This is a genomic window from Aestuariibacter sp. GS-14 (assembly GCF_006494365.1).
GTDB lineage: Bacteria > Pseudomonadota > Gammaproteobacteria > Enterobacterales > Alteromonadaceae > Alteromonas > Alteromonas mangrovi.
Genome location: NZ_VHIP01000004.1, coordinates 82,462 through 97,165, shown reverse-complemented (window position 1 = coordinate 97,165; position 14,704 = coordinate 82,462). Strand labels below are relative to the sequence as shown.

The window sequence follows — 14,704 nt, the reverse complement described above, 5'->3', positions numbered from 1 at the left end:
ACCATCGCCGCCAACCCGTCAATTCACTTTCATGTCGCGCTTTATCTGTGTCTCGCCTTGGCAGGCTAGGCTTACTGATCACTCATTGCTATAGTGAGTGTCCATTACTCAACACACACTTATCCTACATCATTATGAACGTGCCAAAGCGAATCACACCGTTACTTGTTGCCCTAAGCGCAACAGTGCTTACTGCCTGCTCTCAACAGCCCGCTGATGACGCGGAGGCGTTACCGGAGCCAGCGGCTTTTGAAGTGAAGTACGAAAAATTCGTGCTCGATAATGGTCTGGAAGTGGTTTTTCATCAGGACGATTCTGATCCTGTTATTGCTGTGGCGCTTACCTTTCATGTGGGATCGGCCAGAGAGTTGGAAGGGCGTACCGGTTTTGCACACTTATTTGAGCATTTGCTCTTTTTGGAATCTGAGAATTTAGGTAAAGGTGGGCTGGATGAAATGAGCTCTCGCATTGGGGGCTCAGGCGCAAATGGCTCAACCAGTCGCGACCGCACAAACTACTTTCAAACCGTGCCTAATGACGCATTGGAAAAAATGATTTGGGCGGAAGCCGATAAACTGGGCTTTTTCATTAATACCGTCACTGAAGACGTGCTGGCCAAAGAAAAGCAGGTTGTGAAGAATGAGAAACGCCAGGGCACAGACAACCGCCCCTATGGCCATGCAAATTACGTGGTAGGTAAAAACCTCTACCCCGCTGATCACCCTTACAACTGGCAGGTAATTGGCTCGCTGGAAGATCTGCAAAATGCCACGTTGCAGGACGTAAAGGATTTCTATAACAAGTGGTACGTGCCAAACAATGCCACACTGGTGATCGCCGGCGATTTTGATGCGGAGCAAGCTAAAGACTGGGTGCATAAGTACTTTGATGAAATCCCCCGCGGCGAAGACATCACGCCATTAGCAGACAGACCTGCCGCATTATCGGCAACGGTGAAGCGTTATTACGAAGACAATTTTGCGCAACTGCCCGAGCTACGTATGGTGTGGCCGGGGGTGGATTTGTATCACAACGATGCCTATGCACTGGATATTCTGATGGCTTTGCTATCTGAAGGTAAAACGGCGCCGCTGAACCGGGTTATCGTAGAAGACAAGCAACTGGCGTCTGACGTTACTTTATACAACAATAATTCCGAGTTGGCAGGCGAGATCATGCTTATTACCCGTGCCTATCCCGGAACGGATCTCAATAATGTGTACGATGGAGTGCAGGAAGCCTTTGCGCGCTTTGAACGCGAAGGGATCCAAGAAGAAGACCTTCAGCGTATAAAGGCAGGCATAGAAACAGAGTTTTACGCCAATTTATCCAGTGTGCTGGGTAAGGCCTTTCAACTGGCGCAGTACAATATTTTTGCTAACGACCCTGGCTACATCAATAAGGAACTTCAGCAATATTTACAGGTAAGGCCACATGATATCGAGCGCGTGTACAATCAGTACATCAAAAGCAAACCTTTTATTGCCACTAGTTTTGTTCCCAAAGGCCAGACTGATCTTATCATTGCCGGCTCTACGCTGGCTGAGGTAGCAGAAGAAAAAATTGTGGCAGAAGGACGCGGCGAGTCTTTTGATGTGGCCGAAGATTCCGGATATACAAAAACGCCAACAAAGTTTGATAGAAGTGCAGAGCCGCCTTATGGCGCATTGCCGGTGCCTGCGGTGCCTGATGTGTGGCAATCAGAATTAACTAATGGCTTAGGCTTATTTGGTATTCAAAGTAATGAACTGCCTATTGTGGACTTTGAGCTTACATTTAAGGGTGGCTTGTTGTCAGAGCAGGCTAACAAGGTGGGTGTGTCGAACTTACTGGCTATGTTATTGCAAAAAGGTACGGCAACTCGCACACCTGAAGAGCTGGAAAAAGCCATTGAGTTACTTGGCGCTGAAATATCAGTGGCAAGCGGGCGTCAGTCAATAACGTTTGCTGGCACTACGCTAGCCCGGCATTACGAAGAAACTATCGCCTTGCTAAAGGAAATGCTGTTGTCGCCGCGCTGGGACGAAAAAGAGTTTCAGCTTGCAAAGCAGGATGTGCTCAGCACCATTGCACAGCAAAGTGCCGACCCCGGCAGCATTGCCGATAATGCCTATTTTAAACTGCTGTATGGCTCTAATCATATTCTGTCGAACAATCCGCTGGGGAGCGAAGCGTCTGTCAGTGCCATTACGCTGGAAGACGTAAAGCAATACTATGCGCAAACTCTCTCGCCATCGGTTGCCAATTTCCTGGTGGTTGGTGCGGTGGATGCCGATACGGTTAAAGCCTCGCTTGCGTCGTTAAATCAATCATGGCCAGCGAAACCGGTAGTGCAGCCATCCATTGACACACCGGAACGTCCGAGAGCAGCGAAAGTGTATTTTTACGATGTGCCTGGAGCCAAGCAATCTGAGCTGCGCATCGGTTACGTTGCACTGGCCGAAACCGACAGCGATTTTTATCCTGCAACCCTAATGAACTATAAGTTGGGCGGTGGCGGTTTTGCGTCGCGATTGATGCAAACGCTGCGTGAAGGCAAAGGCTACACCTACGGTGTGCGGTCTGGCTTCAGCGGCACCGATATCCCTGGGCCATTTACTATTTCTTCGGGGGTGCGTACCAATGTAACGTACGAATCCTTGGCGCTGGTAAAAGCCATACTGGGCGAATACGCTGCCACGTTCACGGAGCAGGACCTGGAGAATACCAAGAGCTATTTTACGAAGAGCGCGGCGCGCCAGTTTGAAACGGCAGGCGCCAAGCTATCCATGCTGGATAATATTAGTCGGTACGGATGGCAACCCGACTATGCGCGACAGCGTCAAAACGTAGTTCAGGCAATCACCCAGCCTGAAATAGAAAAGCTGGCTAAACAGTATGCCAATCCAAATGGCATGATTTGGCTGGTGGCCGGTGATGCAGACACGCAAATGCCACGACTGGCTGAACTGGGATTTGGTGAACCTGTGTTGCTGAATCCGCAGGAATAGTAAGTACTCATTGCCTGAACACTGGGTTGAGACATGCTAAATGAAGCGCCGCACAATGCGGTGCTTTTTTTTCATGACACTTTACACCTACGACAAAGATAGCAATAAAGTAGTACTAAGTTGTTATTAACGTTCCATATTTGAATTGCTATGTTAGTAACTGAAGCGGCCCTTCAAATTCTGCTTTCAACTTTCCTTGTTTAACCTATACTGCGCTGCTCGTCAGCCTCATAGCTATGTTTGCGGTTTTAACGCAACAATCATCTTCCTACATCATATAAATATTAATTATAAGTAAAATGCATTCCATAAATGAAATATAAGGCCCGACCTTCTATTTTTTGCTTTCATTTTGGCTTTGATTTATGCATTATTGGCGTCAGCCGTAGTCCTTTCCAATAAAAACCACAAGAACGGGAAGATTACATAATTGTTATTCATAAGTGAGCTTTATAGTAAGGTCGCTTTACAATTTTGTAGTTAATGGATTAAGCATCTTGTGGCAGCAAATACATACTGACTTGGTCGACGTACCTTTACGCCTGGCCAGGGACCTTTTTGCCCGGAGGAGAGGAGAACACCCTTGCAACTCTTAGTACTAAACGAAGCAAAGCACGCTGTAGATACAGATGTAGCAGAGCGCCGGTGTGCGGTAACGCCAAACACCGTAATGCGTCTTAGCCGTATGGGGCTAAACGTGGTGATTGAATCTGACGCCGGTGCGCGTTCAGGCTACACCAACGAAGCCTATACAGAACAAGGCGCAACCATAATTGAAGATGGCACCGAAGCATTAGCCAGCGCAGATATTGTGCTGTATGTGAATCGTCCATCAGATGCCCATTTGGCCAAACTCAGCGAAAACACACTGGTGATTGGTCATATTGATCCTTTCTTCCAACAGTCGCTGGTTGAACAACTTGCCGCGAAGCAGGTTTCAACCCTGTCTGTTGAAATGATCCCTCGTTCATCGCGCGCGCAGAAGATGGATGCCCTGAGTTCACAGGCCAGCTTGGCGGGCTATGTGATGATGCTTCAGGCTGCCAACAGTCTTCCCAGCATTTTGCCTATGATGATGACCCCGTCAGGCACCATTAAGCCTGCCAAAGTATTCATTATTGGTGCAGGTGTAGCGGGCCTTCAGGCTATTGCTACCGCGAAACGTATGGGCGCGAACGTACTGGCATACGATACCCGTCCGGTAGTGGCCGAGCAGGTGGAATCGTTGGGCGGTAAGTTCCTTAAAATCGACATTGGTGAAACCGGTCAAACCAAAGACGGCTACGCCAAAGAACTCACTGACGAGCAAAAAGCCAAGCAGCAGGACGCACAACGCGACGCTATTGCCGATTCCGATATCGTGATCACAACGGCACAGTTGTTTGGTCGCAAACCTCCGGTACTCATCCGCAAAGATACGCTGGCGCTTATGAAGCCCGGCAGTGTGGTAGTGGATATGGCTGCGCAGTCTGGCGGTAACGTTGAGGGCTCAGTAGCGGGTAAAACCGTGCAGGTAGAAGGGGTAACGGTAATTGGTACCGGTAACTGGAGCCAGCAGGTTGCCAAAGACGCTACCGACATGTACGCCAATAACCTGTTTAACCTGATTGATGAATTCTTTAATGCTGAAACCAAGCAATTTGAACTCAATCTGGAAGATGAAATTCTGGCGCAAAGTGTGATCACGCACGGTGGCGCCGTAATCAATAACATGCTGAAAAATGCTTACGGGGGGCAGTAAGTCATGGAAACCATTTACCTGATTTTTATTGTACTGCTGGCCGCCTTTTTAGGCTTTGAACTGATTCGCAAAGTGCCAGCTACGCTGCACACGCCATTGATGTCGGGTTCAAACGCCATTTCCGGGATCACCCTGGTAGGTGCGTTAGTGGCTTCGGGTGCTGAAAACGACACACTCACCACTATTCTGGGTACTGCTGCGGTAGCACTGGCAGGCATCAACGTGGTAGGCGGTTACATGGTAACCGACCGCATGTTGGGCATGTTCAAGAAAAAGCAAGGCAAGTAAGGAGATTATGCTGTGAGTAATAATGCAATGATCATCAATCTTGCCTACATAGTGGCAACTACCCTGTTCATTCTGGGGTTGAAACTGTTAAGTCATCCGGGTACCGCCCGCCGCGGTAACTTTGTCTCTGCCATTGGTATGTTTATCGCTGTGGTAGTTACTCTGATAGATCAACAGATCATCAGCTATCACTGGATCCTGCTGGGCTTTGTGCTGGGTGGTGCATACGGTGCGTGGAAAGCCAAGAAAGTTGAAATGACGCAAATGCCAGAAATGGTATCGCTGTTCAACGGTTTTGGTGGTTTGGCATCATTGCTGCTGGGCTGGGCAACCGTAACCGGTATGAACCAACTCTCTATGGCTACAACCGATGAGCTGGTATTCGTAACGATTTTCCTGACTATCCTGATTGGTGGTGTTACGTTCTCGGGCTCAGTGATTGCCTGGGGCAAACTGTCGGGCAAAATGTCGTCCAAGGCGTTCATTTTTACCGGCCTGCGTGAGCTAAGTATCCTGCACATCATTGGCTTTGTTGCCGTGGGTTACTTGTTTGCAACCGACCCGTCGAATGCACTATGGCTGTATCTGGCAATTGGTCTGGCGCTTAGCTTTGGTGTGTGGGCTACCATATCAATTGGTGGCGCAGACATGCCGGTTGTTATTGCACTACTGAACTCCTATTCAGGTGTTGCAGCCTGTGCGGCGGGTCTGGCTGTTGCTAACACCATTCTGATTGTAACCGGCTTGCTGGTGGGGGCGTCTGGCCTGATCCTGACTAACATCATGTGTAAAGCCATGAACCGTTCTTTAATGAATGTATTGCTGTCGGGCTTCTCCAAGCCGGTTGAGATGGGTGCAGTTATTGAAGGCGAAGTGAAAATCATGGCCGCTCAGGATGCGTTCTACGTACTGGAAGCCGCGCAATCCGTGTTGGTTGTGCCGGGTTACGGTATGGCTGTTGCCCAGGCGCAGCACGCAGTTCGTGAACTGCAGTCGTTGCTTGAAGAGAATAATTGCACCGTTGAGTACGCCATTCACCCGGTTGCGGGTCGTATGCCTGGCCATATGAACGTGTTACTGGCCGAGGCCGACGTGCCGTACGATCAACTGTGTGAAATGGATGATGTTAACCCGCGCATGGAAAACTACGATGTGGTTATCGTTATCGGTGCGAACGACGTAGTTAACCCGGCAGCAAAAGAGATGAAAGGCAGCCCAATATACGGTATGCCGGTTATCGAGGTGTATCGCGCGAAAACCGTATTTGTGTTGAAACGCTCCGCCAACGCTGGATTTGCGGGTGTAGATAACCCACTGTTCTTTAAAGACAACACCCGCATGGTATTGGGTGATGCGAAAGACACCATTAACAGCATTATTCGCGAGTTCGGCGACGAATAATCTGCAGGCCAACCGGCCCGGATTGATGCAGTAAATGTAAAAGGCAAAGTGTTGAATACACTTTGCTTTTTTTGTTTTTACTGGTGATGGGTTGCCAGCCTACAGGGTAAATACATAGTTGAAATCGTAGTAATGCGCGCCGTTTTCTATGGTGATTTGCATATTGCCGCTCAAGCCGGTTAAGTCACCACTGGCACTATCGGGGATCACCGATACCGTGAGTGAAGCTTCGCCGCGATTCATGGTACCGCTATGTTGCAGTGCAAATGAACCGGCCTTGCCATCGAGTGTGCCGCTAAACTGTTCAATGGCTACATACCCCGCCGAGCCGGGCGTGTCGGTTCGGACACTAAGCATCTGACCTTCACTTGTTCCGCAAAGCGCGCCTTTGTAGGTTTTATTCAATAGCATACGGCCAGTGTTTATTTCGTCAGCTTGCGGAGAGAGTTCAACGGAGAATTCGCCCTGTATGTGATGCATAGTTATTACCTCATTCCAAATTGAACAAACTAAAAATTAGTCTGTCCAGTATAAAGGACTTTGCGCAAAATTCATGCTACGGTTTGTGATCTGATTAGCCGCGCATCGCTATTAATTTTGCGAACCCCACTGAATAATTGTTTATGCAATAAAGTTGGTTAAATAGTCATAGCGCTGACATCAAAGGTCGTTATAATACGCGGCTTATTTTAAGTAACATTCTGCGCGCATTTCCTGGATGTGGGCAGCGGATATATCAAAAGGTACATCATGGTTGGACTCTCGTCAGAATGGTCGATCGAAGAAGCTGAGCGCATCTACGGCGTATCCCGCTGGGGCGGCGGTTATTTTAAGATTGGTGAAAATGGTAATGTGCATGTGGTGCCGAATCCTTCGGACCCGTCTGTACTCATCGATTTCAAAGCCGTTATTGATGAAATTCTGGAAGAAGGCGTGCAGCTGCCTGTTGTTATTCGCTTCCACGATGTATTGCGTTCTCAGGTTGCCAATCTGAATACGACTTTCCGAAATACTATTGCCGAAGCCGAATATAACGGCGAGTACAATGGTGTATATCCGGTAAAAGTAAACCAGATGCGTGAAGTGGTTGAAGAAATCGTTGATGCCGGCGAACCTTTCAACTACGGCCTTGAAGCAGGATCAAAAGCCGAGCTAATTACCGCGCTGGCGATGAACAGCAATGAAAATTCACTCACCGTACTGAATGGCTACAAAGACGAAGAATTCATGCGTCTGGCGCTGTTAGGCCGAAAGCTCGGTCGTCGTATGGTCGTGGTGGTAGAGAAATATTCAGAATTACTGCTTTTAGTACGCATTGCCAAAGAACTGGAAATCGAACCTATCATTGGTGTGCGGGCTAAAATGACCGTGAAAGGCCGCGGTAAATGGGAAAGTTCGGGTGGTGAACGGGCCAAGTTTGGTTTAACTATTTCCGAAATTATCAATACAGCGCGCTACCTGAAAGAAGAAGGCATGGCGCACTGTCTGAAACTGTTGCATTTCCACATTGGCAGTCAGCTTACTGATATTCGTTCGGTTAAAGATGCCATTTCCGAAGGCGCGCGTATTTATGCAGAATTGCATAAAATGGGCTTTCCGCTGGATTATGTTGATGTAGGTGGTGGTTTGGGTATCGATTACGATGGCACCGCGTCCACCAGCGAATCGTCGCGTAATTACACCATGCAGGAATACGTGTCTGACGTAGTGTATGGCATGAAGGAGGTGTGTGATCTTGAAGGTGTGCCGCATCCTAACCTGGTGAGCGAAAGTGGGCGGGCAATCACCGCACATCACAGCTGTGTGATCTCTCAAATTGTGGGCGAAATTCGCTCCAACAGTTCTGAAGTAGACACCAGTGAAAGCGAAGGCGAGCATATTTTCGTTACAAATATGCGTGAATTGGCCGAGTCGTTCGAAGAACTCACCAGTATGCAGGAAGTGTATAACGACATATCACAATACAAAGAGCAGGCATTGGACGCGTTTAAATTGCGTGTGTTGTCGCTGGAAGAGCTGGCAAAAATCGAAACGCTGTACTGGCAAATCATTACGCGTTTGCAGGCGTATTACGCCGACGCTGATTATGTGCCAGAAGAGCTTCAGGAGCTTGATTACAGCTTGTCTGCGCAGTATCTGTGTAACTTCTCGATATTTCAATCAGCGGCTGACACCTGGGCAATCGACCAATTGCTTCCTGTTGTGCCCATTACCCGCATGAACGAGCGACCTGAGGTGAACTGTTCACTGGTAGATATTACCTGCGACAGTGACGGCAAAATTGATCAATTTACCATTGGTCGTGAAATCACTGATATTTTACCTCTGCACAAGCTGAAAAAAGACGAGCCTTATTACATTGGGTTGTTTTTAACCGGGGCCTATCAGGACGTAATGGGCGACATGCATAATCTGTTTGGTCGACTGCACGAAGTGCATATTTTCAGCTACGATGACGATCCGGAAGATTTTTACATTGAAGAAATTGTTAAAGGCTCGTCTGTTGAAGATGTGCTGTCGATCATGCAGTACAACCCGCGCGCGATGGCTTCCGATGTCAAACGTCTCATCGATAAGCAGGTTTCCATGGGGAACATCAAACCACGTGAAGGTGTACGCTGGACTGATTTCTACGAGGATTGTTTAAGCGGATATACTTATTTAAAAACGAAGTAAGTATTTACTGGGGGAGCAAACTACGCTGATGCTCCCTCATTCATTTGCAGTGCTGGCCGGAGCTTGTTGCTTGCGTTTGGCTTCCTGAAAGTAGGTTCGCCAGAAATCTGCGGTAGTGGTGTTAATGAGGTTAGATTCCGCGTTCATTAACATCACATAGCCAGCGCGGTACTTGGGAGAAAACGATACATCAGCTCGGTATCCCTTTACCCACCCGCCGTGATAATTCAATGTTTCTCCTGCGTAATCATAAATCCGCCAGCCAAAGCCATAGTGTGCATCGGTTAAGTTATCGCGCCAACCCCGGCGATAGACTTCCCGTGAGGTCTTTACTCTGGGTGTGGTGACATCGGCAATGACATCCTCAGGTACCACGGTTGGGAATTCTACCAGCATGGCTTGTAGCCAGCGTGTCATGTCCTTAATGCTGGCATTTACCCCTGCCGCTGGACTAAATCGGTAATAATTACTTTCTACCTGCCCTTCGCGCCAACGGTTTCTGGCAATCGCAATATGAGGCCTGGCCCACTCTTCAGAGGCTAATAAACCGCCTTTACCTGCACTGGCGGTTTCCATCCCCAATGGATACAGCAACTGCTCGCGAAGCTGGCGATGATAAGACGTATTGTTGCCCGTAAAGTATTCTTCAATTACCCCAAACAACGCATTTTGATACGTGTAGCATTCGCCTGGTTCACACAATGGTTTCAAACCTGCCAGTTGACCTAATACGCGCTTTAACGGGTAATTGGCTTCAATCAGGTTGTCGTAAGCGTTGGGCATATAACCACTCGACTGCCCGACAATGTGGCCCAGAGTCAAATTGGGGTTCATGGTACCTTGGGATTGCAAGGTCGTGCTGAGCGATACCACCGGCGTGTTCCATTCCAACTGGTGTTGCCTCACCATTTTTGCCATAAGCACAGCGGTAAAGGTTTTGGATACCGAGGCTAAACGAAATACAGTGTCAGGGGTGACCGCATCGCCATTGGCATGGGTTTTACCGTAAACCACAATGACCGGTGCTTTGCCCTGTTGATAGAACACCATGGCGTAGCCGGGTACGTTGTATTTATTGGCTTCTTGCTCTACATGTTTCGCATAATCGGCAAACCACTGGTCATCGGCCAGAATGCGCTGCGAGTGAAGTAAACTGATAGCCGACAACAGTGCAAATAACCAGTTCACGTAACGTGATAAACGAAAAGGCAAACAACACTCCGGAGTTAGTAGCGCACGTACATGCTTGTTATTCTGACAAAAACGTCCATATTATGCGGCGGCGACATAAACTGATCAACTCGTGTGGCGAATATCGTTTACAGTGTGTACTAAGTGACTACCGATTTCATCGCGTCTCAACGAAAAAAAGCCGCTAATATACCCTCAGTTAAATACAACACGGCAACACAATGATCTCTGAAATCCAGCAACAACAATATGCCAGTGCCCGATTGTCGAGGGATCGTCGGTTCGATGGGCAATTTTATGTTGCCGTGTTATCAACCGGGATATTTTGTCGACCAGTTTGTCCTGCACGCCTGCCGGCTGAGCATAATGTACGGTATTTTCACTTTGCGCAACAGGCGCTGGAACAGGGGTTTCGCCCGTGCCTGCGTTGTCGGCCTGACAGCGCTCCTGGTTCGTGTGCCTGGCAGGGCGTAGAGACCACAGCAAAGCGCGCCCTGCAATTGCTTTCCAGTGAGTTAGCTGCGCCTGTTACGCAAATTGCAGAGAGACTGGGTGTGTCTGAACGGTATTTGAATCAGCTTACCCATAAAGCGGTGGGCATGCCGCCTAAACGATATCAGTTGCATAGCCGGTTGTTGCAGGCAAAACGATTGCTTCAGCAAACATCACTACCGGTAACTGATGTTGCCATTGCTTGTGGTTTTCAGTCGGCAAGGCGGTTACAGGACACCTTGCAACGATGGTGTAAATTAAGTCCCAGTCAGCTTCGCGGCGCACAGCACTCGCAACCAACAAACGAAGTATCGTTGTTTTTACCAGTACATATGCCATACAACTGGCCGCAAGTTTGTTCATTTCTGGCGTTGCGCGCGGTTCAGGGAGTTGAGTTCGTTGATTCAAATGGCTATCAACGGCATTTTAAGGATAACTACGGTGTATTGAGTGTGAGTGCTTACTTTAATGAAAATAAAGGTGGCTTCGACATTCAATTGACTATCTCAAACCCTGCACAGATACAGCCTGCAATCACTACACTGCGAAGAGTGCTGGATATGGATACAAATCCAGCCGTTATATCGCAATCACTTATTGCAACAGGTTTGCCGGCAGATCAGCTGACACCCGGATTGCGCTTGCCTGGTGCCTGGAGTGTGTATGAAGCCGGTTGCCGGGCTATTATTGGGCAGCAGGTGAGCATTAAAGCGGCAATTACGCAATTGAATACGCTGGTGGCCGCGTTGGGTGATAATCAGGAAGGGCAGGTGTATTTTCCTTCGCCTGAAGCATTAGCCGCGAGCGACCTGGCCATGCTCAGGATGCCAGGGGCCCGAAAACAGGCGCTTCGGGACTTTGCCAGTCTTATAAATTCATGCGGGGATGCTGTTCCTTGTGACGAGCAAATTCTGGCCATTCGCGGGGTAGGGCCGTGGACATTGCAATATATAAAATTACGAGGCGACAGTGAGCCTGATCAGTTTCTGTCTGGTGATCTCATTGCCAGGCGGCAGGCAGAAGGGATGGGCTTAAGCACAGAGTTGGCTGCGCCCTGGCGCAGTTACCTCACTATTCAACTCTGGTTACTGGCATCGGCACAACAGGCTAAGAGCGAACAATAAATGCAATATACTCAATATATATCCAGCCCGCTGGGGCCCATTCTGATCCAGGCAAGTGAACAAGGTGTGTCAGCCGTTAAATTTGTTGAGCGCCAGACCGAAGATGATAAACCATCGCCGATCACTCATCGGTGCTATCATGAGCTCAATGCGTATTTTGCCGGGTCGTTAACCACTTTTACGGTACCGGTAGATGCTCAGGGAACATCGTTTCAGCAACGCGTATGGCAGCAACTGTGCAAAATACCTTTTGGACACTCACAACATTACGGTCAAATTGCCAGTGCGCTTGGCAAGCCTACCGCATCCCGGGCAGTCGGTATGGCCAATGGCAGGAATCCCGTGAGTATTATTGTGCCCTGCCATCGTGTTATTGGTAAAAATGGCACCTTAACTGGATACGCAGGTGGGTTGTCGCGCAAGCAGGCATTGCTGGAACTGGAAGGGATTGCATACCGATGAGCAACCGGGCGTTAGCAGCACTATTACTTCTTGGTGCTATTTGGGGTGCATCTTTTATGTTTATGCGAGTGGCTGCGCCGGAATTCGGCATCTTTACGCTAGTGGAGCTGCGTACGTTGCTCGCCACACTGGTTTTTATGCCTTTTCTGTTAGGTCAGACCGCTAGAGTCATGTTAGTAACCTACTGGCGGCCGATGGCGGTGTTAGGACTCATCAACACGGGTATACCCTTTGTTTTGTTTAACTACGCGAGTTTGCACTTGCAGTCGGGCGTGCTGGCTATACTCAATGCAACTGCGCCTATGTTCGGTGCATTAATCGCCATGTTGTGGCTCAATGACCGAATGACCCGCGCCGGTGTTGTTGGCCTGGCTTTGGGCTTTGTAGGTGTAGTGCTGATCAGCTTTGAAAAGGCCGTGGGGGCCAATTTGAGCGTTGTGCCTATTCTGGCCGTGCTGGGGGCGACTTGCTGTTATGGGATAGGAGCATGTTTGCTTAAAAAAGCACTGTCAGGTGTAAAACCCGTAGTGATTGCCGGCGGCAGTCAGGCCTGGGCATCGCTATTGCTCTTTCCATTGTTATTACTGGACTTTCCTTCTGTTATGCCTTCTGGGATAGCCTGGGCGAATGCCCTGGCGTTGGCTTTAGGGGGGACTGGTATAGCCTACCTTCTGTATTTTTATATCATCGCTACGGCAGGCCCAGCCAGAGCTATTATGGTAGGTTATCTTGTGCCACTGTTCGGTATTGTTTGGGGGCTTTTATTCCTGGGCGAGCGACTCAGCGTACTTGATTTTTCTGGTGGGGGGTTGATATTGCTGGGAATAAGCCTGACATCAGGTGTTGCCCAACGGGGCTACCGCTGGGCAATGGCAAAGTCAAAGCGCTGATTATGGATTATGCGTCGATAAGCTGAACGCGTACTAAATTATGGCCATCGCGTCGCGCTTGATAAAGTGCATCTTCGGCGTGTGCAGTCACTTCATGCATGGAACGCTTGGTAGCGGTAAATGACACCCCAAAACTCGCAGTTAATTGCATGTCGGCAAATTCCGCAGGCGGTGGCAAAATAGCAATGCCATGGCGTAAAGTTTGCGCGAGATCATGCGCTTCATGCGGGCCCATATCAGGTAGCAGTATAATGAATTCCTCGCTGCTCCAGCGCCCCAGAATATCTTTGTCCCGCAGATGGCTGGCAATAAAGCCAGAGACTTTATCGAGCACATCATCGCCAGCATTGCGGCCATACTGATCATTAATTTTCATAAAATCATCAATGTCTACCAAGATAATACTCAAAGATGAGTGTTTGTTGGTTAGCTCACTGTACGACTCTTCAATTTGCGTTCTGTCTGGCAACCTGTGTGTATTGCGAATGATTAGCTCTGGCTGCATGTCCCTACGGAAATAATACAGCAGGTTATAAATGAGTAAGAATAGTGCAAAAATGATAACAAGCAGCGTAACTACACTGAAGATGAATCCCTGGGATATTTCAGCCTGACGTGCATCCAGGGGGCTGAGTAAATACACCGTCCAACCGAACTGTGGTAGGGCAACTTCGGCAATCAGGTGGTCGTTACCGTTAATGGTAATTAGTTGGTTGTTCAGGGCGTTTTCGGCGATAACTTTATCGGGCAGGCTTGCGTACCAGGGTAATTCAGTCAGGTTGGTAAAATCGGCGTTTGCTGCAATTAACGAGGCATCCGAAGACAGCATGATGTCGCCTTGCCCGTCTACAAACAGGAAGTCATAACCGTACTGGCGTTTGTAGGTGTCAAACACGGATACGAAACTTTTCAGGCTTTTGCCAACACCAAAAAAGCCTAAAAATTTGCCTGAATCATCGTAAATTTTAATATCGATGTAGAAATGCGTATCTTCCCATTTGCCTATGTCTGCTATGGCATCGGCTTCGTAGTCCCGGTATTTAAAGTACCAGGATACTTCACCTTCAATCAGGTCTAGCTTGGTTCCATCAGAGTTGTACTGGACTCTTGCTTCTTCTGAGGCAATAAAAAAGGTCAGACCAAATTCTTGTTCCATTCTGTCCAGCGCTGAGAAAATCTCAGCTTCGTCCAACTGGCTTTTTTCCATTAAGGTAACCAGCTCGCGGGATTTTCCGAGCGCTTCCGATACGTGCAACGGCTTGAGGATTTGTGTAACGATGAGCGAGATCGCGGGTGATAATGATTGTTGCTGCGCCCGACTTTGCTCGGCAACGATTTTTGAGATGCTGAAATGCACCAGCGTGACAATCGCGATGACAACCACGGCGAACAACAGCAAAATGCTTCGATGTAATGTCCTGAATGCGTTCACTGGCTTTTAATCTCTCC

Annotated in this window: 11 protein-coding genes; 8 read left to right on the top strand and 3 right to left on the bottom strand. The window is 48.6% G+C overall.

Going from position 1 to position 14,704, the window contains the following annotated elements:
• Positions 1-140: 140 nt before the first annotated feature.
• The 4 genes from FJ444_RS08240 to FJ444_RS08225 all read left to right on the top strand — a co-directional run bounded on the left by FJ444_RS08240 (position 141) and on the right by FJ444_RS08225 (position 6,420).
• Positions 141-2,990: a M16 family metallopeptidase gene (locus FJ444_RS08240; protein WP_370298022.1), complete on the top strand. Its 2,850-nt coding sequence runs from the start codon at positions 141-143 to the stop codon at positions 2,988-2,990.
• 583 nt (positions 2,991-3,573) lie between these two features.
• A complete protein-coding gene (locus FJ444_RS08235) occupies positions 3,574-4,731 on the top strand; it encodes an NAD(P) transhydrogenase subunit alpha (protein ID WP_140957746.1) in 1,158 nt (385 codons plus the stop codon).
• A 3-nt stretch (positions 4,732-4,734) separates the two neighbouring features.
• On the top strand, positions 4,735-5,019 hold the full coding sequence (locus FJ444_RS08230) for an NAD(P) transhydrogenase subunit alpha (protein ID WP_140957744.1): 285 nt from the start codon (positions 4,735-4,737) through the stop codon (positions 5,017-5,019).
• Positions 5,020-5,046: 27 nt separating this feature from the next.
• Complete coding sequence (locus tag FJ444_RS08225; RefSeq protein ID WP_370298031.1) at positions 5,047-6,420, top strand: NAD(P)(+) transhydrogenase (Re/Si-specific) subunit beta; 1,374 nt, start codon at positions 5,047-5,049, stop codon at positions 6,418-6,420.
• A gap of 99 nt (positions 6,421-6,519) precedes the next feature.
• Here the strand turns inward: FJ444_RS08225 and FJ444_RS08220 are convergent, their stop codons facing one another.
• Positions 6,520-6,906 carry a DUF3224 domain-containing protein gene (locus FJ444_RS08220; protein ID WP_140957741.1) on the bottom strand — a complete coding sequence of 129 codons (387 nt, stop codon included), beginning with the start codon at positions 6,904-6,906 and terminating at the stop codon, positions 6,520-6,522.
• A 264-nt stretch (positions 6,907-7,170) separates the two neighbouring features.
• Here FJ444_RS08220 and speA point away from each other — a divergent pair, with 264 nt between their 5' ends.
• On the top strand, positions 7,171-9,096 hold the full coding sequence (gene speA, locus FJ444_RS08215) for a biosynthetic arginine decarboxylase (RefSeq protein WP_140957739.1): 1,926 nt from the start codon (positions 7,171-7,173) through the stop codon (positions 9,094-9,096).
• 36 nt (positions 9,097-9,132) lie between these two features.
• Here the strand turns inward: speA and FJ444_RS08210 are convergent, their stop codons facing one another.
• Entirely contained in the window at positions 9,133-10,308 is a 1,176-nt protein-coding gene (locus FJ444_RS08210; RefSeq protein WP_370298021.1) for a serine hydrolase domain-containing protein, read from the bottom strand.
• Between the two features lie 200 nt (positions 10,309-10,508).
• Here FJ444_RS08210 and FJ444_RS08205 point away from each other — a divergent pair, with 200 nt between their 5' ends.
• From FJ444_RS08205 to FJ444_RS08195, 3 genes are read left to right on the top strand one after another with little or no spacing between them, the layout of a single operon-like run.
• Complete coding sequence (locus FJ444_RS08205; protein WP_140957737.1) at positions 10,509-11,903, top strand: DNA-3-methyladenine glycosylase 2 family protein; 1,395 nt, start codon at positions 10,509-10,511, stop codon at positions 11,901-11,903.
• Positions 11,904-12,365, top strand: coding sequence for a methylated-DNA--[protein]-cysteine S-methyltransferase (locus tag FJ444_RS08200; RefSeq protein ID WP_140957735.1), 462 nt, complete (start codon positions 11,904-11,906; stop codon positions 12,363-12,365). It abuts the gene before it with no gap.
• On the top strand, positions 12,362-13,255 hold the full coding sequence (locus tag FJ444_RS08195; protein ID WP_140957733.1) for a DMT family transporter: 894 nt from the start codon (positions 12,362-12,364) through the stop codon (positions 13,253-13,255). The genes FJ444_RS08200 and FJ444_RS08195 overlap by 4 nt, the downstream gene beginning before the upstream one ends.
• A gap of 7 nt (positions 13,256-13,262) precedes the next feature.
• Here FJ444_RS08195 and FJ444_RS08190 read toward each other — a convergent pair whose 3' ends face one another.
• Positions 13,263-14,687 (bottom strand): sensor domain-containing diguanylate cyclase, encoded by a 1,425-nt coding sequence (locus FJ444_RS08190; RefSeq protein ID WP_140957731.1) that lies wholly within the window; start codon positions 14,685-14,687, stop codon positions 13,263-13,265.
• Between the last annotated feature and the right edge of the window lie 17 nt (positions 14,688-14,704).

Coding starts and splice junctions, on each gene's coding strand:
- FJ444_RS08230 (WP_140957744.1), top strand. CDS start 4,735: ATGGAAACCATTTACCTGATTTTTATTGTACTGCTGGCCGCCTTTTTA.
- FJ444_RS08225 (WP_370298031.1), top strand. CDS start 5,047: ATGATCATCAATCTTGCCTACATAGTGGCAACTACCCTGTTCATTCTG.
- FJ444_RS08205 (WP_140957737.1), top strand. CDS start 10,509: ATGATCTCTGAAATCCAGCAACAACAATATGCCAGTGCCCGATTGTCG.
- FJ444_RS08195 (WP_140957733.1), top strand. CDS start 12,362: ATGAGCAACCGGGCGTTAGCAGCACTATTACTTCTTGGTGCTATTTGG.
- speA (WP_140957739.1), top strand. CDS start 7,171: ATGGTTGGACTCTCGTCAGAATGGTCGATCGAAGAAGCTGAGCGCATC.
- FJ444_RS08200 (WP_140957735.1), top strand. CDS start 11,904: ATGCAATATACTCAATATATATCCAGCCCGCTGGGGCCCATTCTGATC.